This window comes from Oxynema mangrovii CENA135 (assembly GCF_016632315.1).
GTDB lineage: Bacteria > Cyanobacteriota > Cyanobacteriia > Cyanobacteriales > Laspinemataceae > Oxynema > Oxynema aestuarii.
The window spans coordinates 3,165,583-3,178,982 of the sequence record NZ_JAEOXH010000001.1 but is presented as its reverse complement, the minus strand read 5'-3'; the positions used below and the strand labels follow the sequence as shown (position 1 = coordinate 3,178,982).

Here is a 13,400-nt window from a genome sequence, read left to right as displayed (position 1 = left end):
ATACCGTGTTCCTACAACCCCTAAAATTTCAACACCGTTTCAACGTACTTAATAACACCACAATTTCATCGATCGCCCCCCGTAAAACAGACGCAGATCGTTCCGATTGATTGACCATAATACTAAATAGCAACGTATCGTATTCTTCATTGTCCACATAACCGGATAAACTCGATACTCCCGTCAAAGTTCCCGTTTTGGCGCGGACGCGACCGAATGCAGGTGTTTCGCGAAATCGCCATTTCAACGTGCCGCTACTCCCCCCTAGGGGTAAGGATTCTCGGTATAATGTCCCATTCGGAGATAACGCCATTGCGCGTAAGGTTTGCACGAATGCTTGGGGACTGACCAAACTCTGACGCGACAACCCGGAACCGTCGCCTAATTGATAGGTGTCCGGATCGACTCCTAACTGAGTTAAGCTAGTTTTCAAACGGTTTAATCCGGCAGCGATCGCGCTATTTGTAGCCTCATTTGTAGCGACGCCGAGCGATCGCAACAACACTTCCGCATAGAGGTTGTTACTGTCTTCATTGACTTCTTGCACTAACTGGGCAAGGTTTGGCGAGACGGTTTTTGCGATTTCTGTTTCTCCTGTAATCTCCTCCGCACTAGAAGTGACGCGCAACACTCGAATCCCTTCCTCGGCAAAAATTCTTTGCAAGTTTTCTAAAAAATGCTCTGTCGGATCGCCAACGGCGATCGCCACGTCCTCCAGTGGCGACCCGGCGCGCAGTTGTCCCGAGAGAATCACCGTCTGTTTTGCGAAATCCCTGCTCAGTTGCAGCCATTCTTTGCCGTCGGTTTCCACGGTGGTCGTGCGGTTCTCAACCTGCCAGTTTCCGGCTTCTGCGGGATTCGTCCACGCGAGGCGTAACGGTTGGCCGACAGCTTGCGGGTATACCCTCAATTCAACGGCATTTTGCCGATAAATCAGGCTGGTGACCGGGGCGCCGTAACCCGCCTGAATGTCCTCCCATTCCCAATTCGGATGGATGGGAGACCCGGGGAAATAGCCGTCGTGGGCGATCGCCTGGGTAATTTGGCGGACGCCGCGATCGCGCAACTGGGACGCCAGCGATCGCATTTGGGCTTCGCCGAAACTCGGATCCCCCCGTCCGACAATGCGGATATAAGATAAAACGCCGTCGGGATCGGCAGACTCGGGACCGTAGACCGACGTTGTTATGCGAAAATTTGCGCCTAATGTTTGCAACGCGGCGGCGGTAGTCAACAATTTTGCATTAGACGCGGGAATAAAATAGCGATTGCCTTCGCGATCGTAAAGCGGGCGATCGCCCTTCGCCGCCAACGGTTCGATCGCGATTCCCCACCGCGATCGCCTTAACTCGGGTCTTTCGGTAATGTCGGCGATCGCCTGGGGAAGTTGCGACTCGCAAATCCCCTCCGAAGACGCGGAGAGGGCTAAATCGGGTTTGAAAACAACCAGGGAAAATAAAATAGCGGCGTGTTGCAGTTTCATAAGTTCGGGAAATCGGGAATCGGGAGTAAAATTCGCGTTTCCCGGAATCGCATCCGAAAAACTTCGCGAAAAAAACCGCCAAACCCTTGATAAACTGAGAATCCAGACTCACGGGGATGGCAAGATGAATCGGGGACGACCGGATCCAAAGCGGTTCGTTAAGGCAGCACAATTTTACCAGGCACGGTCCCTCGCGGCAGCGCGTCAGATCGCGGAAGAACTGCTAGCGGAGACCCCGGACGCCGTAGAGGTTCTCGGACTCCTGGGAACGATCGCCTCGGACGAACGAGATTGGCAGCGCGCGATCGCCTATTACCGAAAAGCCCTCGAACTTGAGCCGGATTCTGCCCAAATTCACTACAATTTAGCCAATACTTTCTCAAACTCCGGAGAGTGCGACCGCGCGATCGCCCATTACCGACAAGCGATCGCCCTGCGTCCCCACTACCCGCAAGCCTTCTACAACTTGGGCAACCTCTACCAAGACCGAGGCGAAAAAAAAGTGGCGATCGCTTATTATCAACAAGCGATCGCCCTCGATCCCCAATATGCTAAAGCTTACAACAATTTGGCCATTTTGCTGCAAAATTCTGGAGATTTTTGCGGCGCGATCGCTCAGTTCAGCCAACTGATTGACCTTTGTCCCGACGATGCCGAAATTCACTACAATTTCGCTAACGCTTTGCAAGCCTTGGGAAAAGTAAAATCTGCCCAATTTCACTACGATCGCGCGATCGCCCTCAACCCCCGCCATCACTTCGCCCACTGGAATCGCGCCCTCAACCTCCTCCTCGCCGGAGACTGGCAACGCGGCTTCGTCGAGTACGAATGGCGCTGGAAACTGCCCGGAAAAACTCCCCGATCCTTTCCTCAGCCCTTGTGGGACGGGGCCCCCCTCCAGGGGAAAACCCTCCTTCTCCACGCCGAACAAGGACTCGGCGACGCCCTCCAATTCATCCGCTACGTTCCCCTCGTCGCCGCTAAAGGCGGGCGGGTCGTCGTCGAAGCTCATCCCCCTCTCATCCGTTTATTTCAAAGCGTTTCCGCCATCGATCGCCTCGTCCCCGCCGGGGATCCCTTGCCGGAATTCGACGTTTACGCCCCCTTGATGAGTTTGCCCCGGATTTTGGCAACGACCCTGCAAACCGTTCCCGCCGAGGTTCCCTATTTACACCCCACCGAACCCGTCCCCGAACTGCAACCCGCCGACGCTTTTAAAATTGGGGTCGTCTGGGCCACCCACTCCGACAGTCCGACGGCGATCGCCCGATCCGCCGATCTCGCCGACGTTTTCAAACTGTTAGATCCTCCCAATTCCTCGAATATCTATTTATATAGTTTGCAAAAAGGGGCAACTCTCCCCGATTGGGCCTTAGAAAACCCCCGATTTATCGATTTAGCCCCTCAACTGAACGATTTTGTCGATACGGCGGCGATCGTCCGAGCCCTAGATTTAGTCATTACCGTCGATACCGCCGTCGCCCATTTAGCCGGGGCCTTGGCCAAACCCGTCTGGATTTTACTGCCGTTTGCTGCCGATTGGCGCTGGTTGCGCGATCGCGACGATAGCCCCTGGTATCCGACCGCGCGCCTTTTTCGTCAATCTCAACCGGGGGATTGGCGCGACTTGTTCGACCGAGTTAAAGTAGCGTTACGTCAACCGTTCCCCCCCGAAGTTTTTCACCCTGGCGCCGTCGATCGCGCGAGTCAACCTGTGAACCGAGAAGCCGAACCGTCTATTTCCCTCCAAAACTCCTTAGAAGGGGCGATCGCGCGCCATCAAGGGGGATTTCTCGACGAAGCGGCGACCCTCTACCGCCAAATTTTGCAACACCATCCCCACCACCTCACCGCGTTGACCAATTTGGGAATGTTGTTAAAAGAAACAGGGAAACTGGCGGAAGCGATCGCCTGTTACCGCCAGGGAATCGCCGGGTTGAGAGAAAAAGACCCGATTGCCGTCCCTCTTTACTACAATTTCGCCAACGCCCTCGCCGAAGCGGGCGATCGCGACGGGGCGATCGCGGCGTATCGAGAAGTTATCGACCGCAAGCCCGACCATGCAGAAGCTTATAACAATTGGGGCTTGTTATTGCAGAAAAATGGCGATTTAGACGGGGCGATCGCCTGCTACGACCGCGCGATCGCCGCCGATCCCCACTACGCCAAAGCCTACAACAATCGCGGCTTTGCCCTGCAAGATTCCGGCGACATCGACGGGGCGATCGCCTGCTACCGCCAAGCCTTGCGCCTCGATCCCGACTACGGCGAAGCCCACAATAACCTCGGCGTCGCCTTGTTACTCCAGGGAGAATTCAACCCCGGGTGGGACGAGTACGAATGGCGTTGGCGGGTCAAGGACGGTCCCCAACTGCCCGATTTCAAAGTTCCCCTCTGGGACGGATCCGACATCCAGGGTAAAACCATTCTCTTATTTGCCGAACAAGGACTCGGCGATACGGTTCAATTCATCCGCTACGCGCCCTTAGTTGCGCGTAGGGGCGCCCGGGCGATCGCCCTCGTTCAGCCGCCCTTACGGCGTTTACTTCAATCGGTCGAAGGCATCGATCGCCTCTATGCTTACGGCGATCGCTTGCCGGAATTCGACCTTTGGGCGCCCTTAATGAGTTTGCCGCGCTTATTTCAAACCGATTTAACGACTATTCCGGCAAAAATCCCCTATTTAAAGCCACAAACCCGGTTTTCTCACCCCAAACTCCCCAAACCAAATACACTTAACGTCGGACTCGTCTGGGCGGGGAACCCGAACCATCCCAGCGATCGCTATCGTTCCCTGTCGTTCGAGGCATTTTCGCGCCTCTTACAGGTTCCCGGAATCACTTATTTTAGTTTGCAAAAAGGATCCGACGAACTCGGCGATCGCTGGGCAAACTTTGAAAATATTATCGATTTAGCGCCGGACTTGCACGATTTCGACAGGACCGCCGCCGCGATCGCCCACCTCGACCTCGTGATTACCATCGATACCGCCGTCGCCCACGTCGCCGGATCCCTCGGAAAACCCGTGTGGTTGTTACTCGGTCTGTCTCCCGATTGGCGCTGGTTGCGCTGCGGGGAGACCACGCCCTGGTATCCAACCATGCGGATATTTCGTCAAAAGCGGTTAAACGAATGGGACGACGTTCTCGATCGCGCCATCGACGAACTGGGTGCATTCGCCGCCCGTCCCCAGGATATCTCGGCGATCTCCCCGACGCCGACGGCGCCCGCCTCCGACGTCGAACGGGCGATCGCCGACGCCCGCCAAGCCTGCCAAAATCGGGACTACGATCGCGCCGAAACCCTTTGTCAGCAAGTCTTGGAAGCGAATTCTAACTATCCCCAAGCCTGGCAACTCTTAGGAACGATCGCCCATTACCGGGGACAAGGAGATCGGGCGATCGCCTATTACGAACAAGCGATCGCCGCCGATGAAACCTTCGCCCTTCCCTATATCAATTTAGGATCGTTGTTGCGACAAAAAGGGCAACACAAACGGGCGATCGCCCTGTTAGAAAAAGCGGTAAACCTGCAACCCGACCTCGCCGCCGCCCATTACAACTTAGGGAACGCCCTTTTCGACGCCGAACGCTGGTCAGAGGCGATCGCGGCGTACCGGGGGGCGATCGCCGCCGAACCCCATCACCCGCAAGCGTATTACAACTTGGGCAATGCCTTGCAGCATCAGGGGGATTCCCGAGAAGCGATCGCCGCCTACGAACGGGCGATCGCCCTCCAGCCCGATTACGGCGAAGCCTATAACAATTTAGGTAATACCCTCGCCGACGAGTACGAATTCGACCGCGCGATCGCCGCCTACCGCGCCGCAATCGACGGTCGCGCCGACTATCTCGACCCTTACATTAATTTAGGCAACGTTTACCAAGCCCTCAACCAAACCGACGCGGCGATCGCCTGCTATCAAAACGCCCTAAAAATCGACCCCAACTTTACCGACGCCCACGTTAACCTCGCCATGAGTTTGCTCGTTTCCGGGGACTTCCGGCGCGGTTTCGCCGAGTACGAGTGGCGTTGGCGGTTGGACGGGGCGATCGATCGCGCCCCCCAAAGCTTGCCCCTCTGGGACGGTTCGCCTTTACAGGGAGAAACCGTATTGCTGTACGCCGAACAGGGGATGGGTGACGCGATTCAGTTCGTCCGCTACGCCTCCCTCGTCGCGACCCACGGGGGACGGGCGATCGTTTTGGTTCCCAAACCGTTGGTGAAATTGTGTCAAACTGCCGATGGGGTCGATCGCGCGATCGCCTTTGGCGACCCCCTCCCCCAGTGCGACTTTCGCGCCCCCTTGATGAGTTTGCCCCGCATTTTGGGAACGACGGCGGATCGCATTCCCGCCAATATTCCCTACCTGCATCCCTCGCCGACTGGGTTACAACTTCCCCGATCCGAGGCTTTCAAAATCGGCCTCGTCTGGGCGGGAAATCCCCAACATTCCCACGACCGCCACCGTTCGGCAAAACTGGCAGACTTTCGCAAATTGTGGAGTATCCCCCATTGCGAAATTTACAGCTTACAGAAGGGAGAACGGGAAAAAGATTTAGAAAGCTTCCCCGAACTCATTCATAATTTAGCGCCAGACTTGCACGATTTTACCGATACGGCCACCGCGATCGCCCAACTCGATTTAGTCGTCACCGTCGATACCGCCGTCGCCCATTTAGCCGGGGCCTTGGGTAAACCCGTCTGGATCGTCTTGGGACTCGCCCCCGATTGGCGCTGGTTGGGCGATCGCGACGAGAGTCCCTGGTATCCGACCGCGCGCTTATTCCGCCAGAGAGAACCGGGAAACTGGACGGAAACCCTCGATCGCGTCGTCGCCGCATTGCGACAACTGCAGCAACAGCCGGATCTGACAGAACGGGTGAATGGGTTAATTCAACAGGCGAATATGTTCCAAAATGCGGGGAATCTGGACGCGGCGATCGCCCAATGGCGCCAAATTATCACCTTAGTTCCCGACCGCCCGGCGCCCTATTACAACCTCGGCAATGCGCTGAAAAAAAGAGGGGATTGGGACGAGGCGATCGCCCATTACCGACAGGCGATCGCGATCGCCCCCGACTATCTCAAGGCGTATCACAACTTGGGCAATACCTTGCTCGAACAAAATAAAGTCTCCGAGGCGATCGCCGTTTACGAACGGGGGATTTCCCTCGCCCCCGACCGCGCGGACCTCCACGCCAATCTCGGCTTTGCCCTCATGCTGGCGGGGGATTTACGGCGCGGCTTCGCCGAATACGAATGGCGCTTGCAGCAGTCCGATGCCCAAGTTCCCCCGTTCGATTGCCCCCGGTGGGACGGGTCGCCCTTGCATGGTAAAACGATTCTGCTTCATGCGGAAATGGGATTCGGCGACAGCTTGCAATATATTCGTTATTTATCTTTCGTCGAACAACAGGGGGGACGGGCGATCGTGCGCTGTCCGCAGCCTCTCGTCCGCCTGTTTCAAACTGGATTAAATCGTGCAAATACAACACAAATTATTTCAGAAGACGACCCCTTCCCCCCCTGCGACTGCCACGCCTCGTTCATGAGTTTGCCCCACTTGTGCGGCACCGACCTCGGGACGATTCCCGCAGAGGTTCCTTATTTATCTGCCGGGGGCGAGTTTCCCGATCGCCGACCCCCAAAACCCGACTGTATCAATATTGGCATCGTGTGGGCGGGGAGCGATCGCTACGGCGACCGACGGGGGCGATCGTGCGATTTGGATCTCGTACTCGGACAGCTCGATCGCCCCGGCGTGCAACTGTACAGCTTGCAGAAAGGGGTCGAACCTTCCAGCGATCGTCCGATCGATTTAGCGCCAAACTTGCACGATTTCGCCGATACGGCAGCCGCGATCGCCCACCTCGATTTAATCGTCACCGTCGATACCGCCGTCGCCCATTTAGCCGGGGCATTAGGAAAACCCACCTGGATCTTACTCCCCTTCGTGCCGGACGCGCGCTGGTTCCTCGATCGCCCCGATAGTCCCTGGTATCCGACGGCGCGCCTCTTCCGTCAACCCCACCTCGGCGATTGGCCCGGCGCCTGCGCAGCCCTGGGGGCGGCGTTAACGGCGTTATTAGAACAAGCCACAGAACAACCATCTCACAGCGAAATAGAGATGACAGGCCATCTCACCCCCCCGGTTCCGACTCGACCCCTGCGCCTCGGCATCACTTGGCAACTGAGTGGAATCACCGGATGGGGGATTTACGGCTTAAATTTAACCTTGCAACTGGAAAAAAACCCCAATTTCCAGCCGATGTTATTGATGCGGCCCGATCGCACCGGAATAGACAATCCCTTACACCGTCATCTACTGCAACCCGCATTAGAGCGCTATCAGGAGGTACAGCAGTTATTGGCGACCCATCCGGGGAAATCCTTGTGGTGCGATTTTCCCATCGTTCATGCCTTGGGGAATAACTTGTCGAGTCTGGCCACCCATCAACCGATGAGTGGAAAATATCAGATTGGGACGATTTTCTTTGAAAATACGGAGTTAACCCCGGAAATGGTGGAACGGGGGCGGCAGTATCACGCCATTGTTGCCGGATCGAGCTGGAATACCCAAGTTTTGCAAAGTTACGGCCTCGATCGCGCGGTGACGGTCCAGCAAGGGATCGACCCCACCTTATTTCACCCGGCGCCCAAGGCGAATTTATTCGGCGATCGCTTCGTTATTTTTAGCGGCGGCAAGTTGGAATATCGCAAAGGTCAGGATATTGTCGTGGCGGCGTTTAAAGCCTTTCGGCAGCGCCATCCGGAAGCGCTGTTAGTGACCGCGTGGCACAACTTCTGGCCCCAATTCATGGCGGGACTCGATCGCACCGGACATGTCGCCGGATTGCCTGCAGTGGGGAGGGATGGCCGAGTGCAAATTGGCGCGTGGTTAGTTGCCAACGGCTTACCGGAAGGGTCGTTTATCGATTTAGGGGCGATTCCCAACTATCTCATGCCGCCAATCATGCGCGAGGCAGATGTGGCGGTGTTTACCAATCGTTGCGAAGGAGGAACGAATTTAGTGGCGATGGAGACGATGGCGTGTGGTTTACCCGTGATTCTCTCGGCGAATACGGGCCATTTGGATTTAATTGGGGAAGACTGGTGTTATCCGTTGCGATCGCAAGGACGGGTCAAACCCACCGAACGTTTCCCCGGGGTGCGCGACTGGGGCGAGTCCGAGGTCGAAGAAGTGGTCGAAACCCTCGAACGGGTCTGGCAAGATCGCGAAACGGCCCGACAACGCGGACGCGCCGCCGCCGAGGTGATGGGCGAGTGGAGTTGGGAAAAACAGGTCAACCGTTTTTTAGGGATCCTGATGCGAGTGATGGGATGTTGAAAGATTGCCCACCTCGATCCATGCTTCACTGTCCGACGCGCTGATTAACCTACGCCGTTACAAGCTGTAACTATGACTTCCCTCGTTCGCGTAGCGTCTCCAAAGGAGAATCGCAACACCACTGACTCCCCTGTTGTTTCCGGTTGGAATGGTCGGATCCGGTTGGGCGCGATCGCCTTAACCTGTGCGATCGTGCCGTTCTGGGGGGCAGCAAACGCCGCCTCATTGTCTTCGCCGTTTCCCGCGCCATCCCATCGAGGCGAACTGGGGATCTCCGGGACTCTCGCCCAGACGCCGCCCCCCGAACCGCCGACCCAGCAACCGATCGAACCCCTACCGGAGGCGGAACCGACGACCCCGGAGGAAGAAGAACCCGTCCTCGAACCGCCGACCCCGGAGGGCGAACCTCCCGAGAGTGGGATTCAGATCGAAATCCGCGACGTCCGCGTCAGTGGATCGACGGTGTTAGAAGCGTCGGAAATTGACGAAATCGCGGCTTCCGTGGAGGGGCGATCGGTGACGTTAGAAGAATTGAGGGAAGTAGCCGATCGCATCACCCAGTTATATCTGGATCGCGGTTATATTACCTCCCGCGCGATTTTAGCGGATCAAACCATTGAAGATGGCGTCGTCGAGATTACGATCGTCGAAGGCAGTTTGGAGAAGATCGAAGTCGAGGGAAATAACCGCGTTCGCGAGAGTTACATTCGTTCGCGGGTGGCGTTGGGGGCGACCCAACCGTTAAATACGGCGCGTTTGGAAGATCGATTGCGCTTGTTGCGAATCGATCCGTTATTCGAGAATATCGAAGCGAGTTTGCGGGCGGGAAGTGAGTTAGGGAAGAGTATTCTCACCGTTAGGGTACAAGAAGCAAGTCCCTGGAGTGGGGGCTTCAGCGTCGATAACTACTCGCCGCCGAGTGTGGGGTCGGAACGGTTGGGGGCGAATTTGCGGTTTCGCAATTTAACCGGGTTTGGCGATGAAATTTCGGCCACGTCTTATCTTGGATTGGGCGATTCTCAGTCCTTCGATTTCAGTTATCGGATTCCAGTGAATGCGATGAACGGCACGATCGCCCTTCGGGTGGCACCCAATCAGAATGGGATCGTCCAGGAACCGTTCGACGAATTTAATATCGAAGGGGAATCGGATTTATATGAAGTTAGTTTTCGGCAACCGTTCGTGCGATCGCCCCGGCAGGAATTTGCCCTTTCGTTAGGGTTTACGCACCAGGAAAGTCAAACCTTTGTGGACGGGGAACCGTTTCCTTTCGGAACCGGACCCGACGAGGACGGGATTAGCCGCACCAGTGTGGTGAAATTCGGTCTCGACTACCTGCGGCGGGATGTCAGTGGGGCCTGGTCGGTGCGATCGCTGTTCAATGTGGGGACTGGGCTTTTCGACGCCACGACCAATGACGATCCGATTCCGGACGGGCGCTTTTTCAGTTGGATCGGTCAAGTGCAGCGCGTCCAGCGTTTGGGCAGTGCGCAATTGTTAATTTTTCAAGGGGACGTGCAGCTTTCCCCCGATCCGTTACTGTCATCTCAGCAGTTCGTCATCGGCGGCGGGCAATCCTTGCGCGGTTATCGCCAAAACGTGCGATCGGGGGATAATGGGTTTCGTTTTTCCGTAGAAAACCGGATCGCGATCGCCCGGGATGCCTCCGGAATTCCGATTTTTCAAGTGGCGCCCTTTTTCGATGTCGGCACGGTCTGGAACCACGACGACAACCCCAACCGCTTGCCCCGGGAAACGTTTTTAGCGGGGGTCGGCGTCGGGGTGCTGTGGCAACTCTTTCCCGGCTTCAACCTGCGCCTCGACTATGCCCGTCCCATTTTCGAGATTGACGACAAAGGCGAGAACGCACAGGATGAAGGGTTTTATTTTAATGTCAACTATCAATTTTGACGACAGGCTCGACGGGCAGGCGCCACGAGGCGATCGCGCGATTTGGACTCGCTCCCCCTTAAAACTCGTCGTTCGGAGCGTTAGGCTCCTCTAAGGGCATCATCGGCAGGTCGAGTAGGGGTTCCTCGGCGCGATCGTCGAGTTTGACCGTCGCGAGCAGTTGCTGCCAGCGTGCCTCTAGGAGAGTATCGGCGGGTCGATCTTGTCGCAGTTGGAACAGTTCGGCCAACAGGTCGTACCAGAGCCCTTCGCGTTCGTAAATGGCGAGGCGATCGCCCGGCGAAGCGGCTTCGAGTTCGTCTTGGAGGGGGGTGGCGAGTTCCACGCGCTCGATCCACCCTCCCACGAGCATGTTGGGATCGCACTCGAAGGATAAATACCAGTTGTAATAGGTATCCGGTTCTAAAGGAGTAGCGCTGCCGTCATCGGGAACCGAAATGGCGATCGTGCCGCCTCGTTCCGGAATCGAAACCAGGGTTTGGTACAACACGAGATCGGGATCGTTGGCATCGACCAGCTCGAACTCGACTTTTTCCGAAGAGTTCGGAATCCCGGGGACGTAGAAAAATAACGTGGGATAGGCGGCGACCGTTCGTCCTAAATTGGTTTCGGGAACCAGAGCGGTCAACTCCAATGCCGCTCGCGGACAGCGACTGCGCGTTCCACCGCCGACACGGCGACCGGGGGTACCGCGATCCGGGGGTTCAAACGAATTCCATTCCGTCGTCAACCCTGACGACTCCGCCGTCACCGTCCCTTGAGCGCGAACGGGTCGGGAATCGAGGGAGAGGGTCGAGAGACCGAATGCTGTCGAAAGAAAAATCCAAGTCGCAAAAATGTGGAAAAATTTCCAAGCCATGATCTATGCCTTTGAATGCAGGAGGGGCGATACGCTTCTGGCGTCGCCTTGCGAACGAAAGCCCCTGAGTTCCGATCTTTCCGAAATACCGATCGCCCGAAGTGTTCCCCAAAGGACTCGATTTAGGGAGTCACTGGCTCGAAACTCAATTCGACCAACGGCGCGTTAGCGATATCCTCGAGTTCGACCGCATCGAGCAACTGCTGCCATTGAGCGGACCAAGAGGAGTTATCGGCGCTTTCGCTTTGGAGTTGGGCGAGGGTACCGAGCAAATCGTACCAAAGCCGTTCTCTTTGGTAAATTTCGACTTTTTCGGTAGCCGAAGCCATTTCTAGTTCCCGAGCGAGCGGGTTGGGGGTGGCGACGCGCTCGATCCATCCTCCCGTAGAGAGGGTGTGGGGTTCGGAGCTTTTATAGTCGCAGATCACCGAGAAATACCAATTGTAAATTTTATCCACGGCCAAGCCCTCGCTTTCTCCATTATCCGGCAGGGCGATCGCCACGATCCCCGATTGTTTGGGAATCGGCATCGTAGTTTTATAAACGGTTTTGACGTCTTGCCAGTTCGATTGGTCTTCGAGGAGAAACTCGATTTGCATGTCCTGAGCCGGGACGATCTCGGGAACGTAAAAGAAGAATGTCGGATATTGGGAGAGGGTTTGCCCTTGGTTCGTCGGCGGAATTAAAGCCACGATATTTTGGGCGCTTTCCGGACACAGACCCCGCGTGGCGCCACCGATACGCCGTCCCGGCGCCCCACTTTGGGGAGGGTCGAAGGGGGCGGCATTCCAGTCCGTGGGTAACTCTTGGGCGATCGCCCCCGAAGGGGGAGCGGTATTGGCGCGGCTGCGGGTGGGGAAGGCAAGCGTACCCCATAGGGAAAGCGACAACAGCGCCGCGAGGGAAAACAAGTTTAGGGGGGATTTTCTCCAAGTCACGATCGTGTAGCCTTTAGGTGAATTTCCTTATACTGCTTCGAGAGGGACGCTATAGCCAGTGTTTGTTTCAGAGAAAATGGTCGAAACGCTCTTCCCGAACAGATCGCCCCCCGACAAACTTGATAAATTATCGAGCGGGCAATCGACGAGCTGCGGTTTGGTGCGGACACCCTGCCATGCTGTTTGACCCATTTCTCTATGGGACGGTAGACGTAACGAGCAAGCGGTGAGTTTCGCGCAGGGCGAAAGTAGGGAGTTGCGTCCCTTGGGATAGGCTTCATCGCTTTGGGTTTGCACCCGTTCGGGTTGGCCTTATTCTGAAGAAGACCCCTCGATCTTACCTTGCGCCTTGAGGGAGTGCAGCGTGACTGGCTAGTTTGTCGATACCCGGATTTGACATCCTCTCCGGCCTCAAGTCGCCCAGATTCCCAGACCTCACGATCTGAGTTTCTGCTTCGTAGCCCCAGCATAAGCGAGATTGACTCTCTTCGGGTCTTACGGTCGCGACCCAGACTGACACCGCTTGCCCGGCGGCCAAAACATTGATAGCAGCATTGACATCCCGGTCATGTTCATGCACACATTCAGGACATTCCCATTCCCGGATCTTCAAAGGCAGTCGTTCGACCAGAAAGCTAAGCTCGTCTTCTTTTTTCCAATCGGCGATCGTGGCCGATGTTTCTTTGTACCCGATTCGCTCTTGGCTTTGATACCAACCTTCAGTCCGGGCGGCCAAAGCTCGGTTATAGAGAAGACGGGTACAACCCAACGTGCTCCGAAGCAAATTTGCTGGCTGCGGGGTTGGATAGAAACGATATGGGAATGCCTTTTGAGTCATCCTCCCGTTATAGCGCGTAA

At 56.2% G+C, this 13,400-nt stretch carries 6 protein-coding genes; 2 read left to right on the top strand and 4 right to left on the bottom strand.

Annotated features, from left to right (window positions below; translation table 11 throughout):
- Positions 1 to 28: 28 nt before the first annotated feature.
- Positions 29 to 1,483 (bottom strand): D-alanyl-D-alanine carboxypeptidase/D-alanyl-D-alanine endopeptidase, encoded by a 1,455-nt coding sequence (dacB, locus tag JJD41_RS12440; protein ID WP_200666317.1) that lies wholly within the window; start codon positions 1,481 to 1,483, stop codon positions 29 to 31.
- A 124-nt stretch (positions 1,484 to 1,607) separates the two neighbouring features.
- On the opposite strand from dacB, the gene JJD41_RS12435 reads away from it, so the two are divergent.
- Together JJD41_RS12435 and JJD41_RS12430 are read left to right on the top strand one after the other, a co-directional pair.
- Positions 1,608 to 8,834 (top strand): tetratricopeptide repeat protein, encoded by a 7,227-nt coding sequence (locus JJD41_RS12435; protein ID WP_200666315.1) that lies wholly within the window; start codon positions 1,608 to 1,610, stop codon positions 8,832 to 8,834.
- 72 nt (positions 8,835 to 8,906) lie between these two features.
- Positions 8,907 to 10,745, top strand: a complete 1,839-nt coding sequence (locus tag JJD41_RS12430; protein ID WP_200666313.1) for a ShlB/FhaC/HecB family hemolysin secretion/activation protein — start codon at positions 8,907 to 8,909, stop codon at positions 10,743 to 10,745.
- 58 nt (positions 10,746 to 10,803) lie between these two features.
- Here JJD41_RS12430 and JJD41_RS12425 read toward each other — a convergent pair whose 3' ends face one another.
- From JJD41_RS12425 to JJD41_RS12415, 3 genes are all read right to left on the bottom strand, one after another.
- Entirely contained in the window at positions 10,804 to 11,604 is an 801-nt protein-coding gene (locus tag JJD41_RS12425; protein WP_200666311.1) for a DUF928 domain-containing protein, read from the bottom strand.
- A 122-nt stretch (positions 11,605 to 11,726) separates the two neighbouring features.
- The gene (locus JJD41_RS12420; RefSeq protein WP_200666309.1) at positions 11,727 to 12,542 is read right to left on the bottom strand and encodes a DUF928 domain-containing protein; all 816 of its coding nucleotides are present in this window, start codon (positions 12,540 to 12,542) and stop codon (positions 11,727 to 11,729) included.
- A 337-nt stretch (positions 12,543 to 12,879) separates the two neighbouring features.
- Positions 12,880 to 13,380, bottom strand: coding sequence for a helix-turn-helix domain-containing protein (locus JJD41_RS12415; RefSeq protein ID WP_200666307.1), 501 nt, complete (start codon positions 13,378 to 13,380; stop codon positions 12,880 to 12,882).
- Positions 13,381 to 13,400 lie beyond the last annotated feature (20 nt).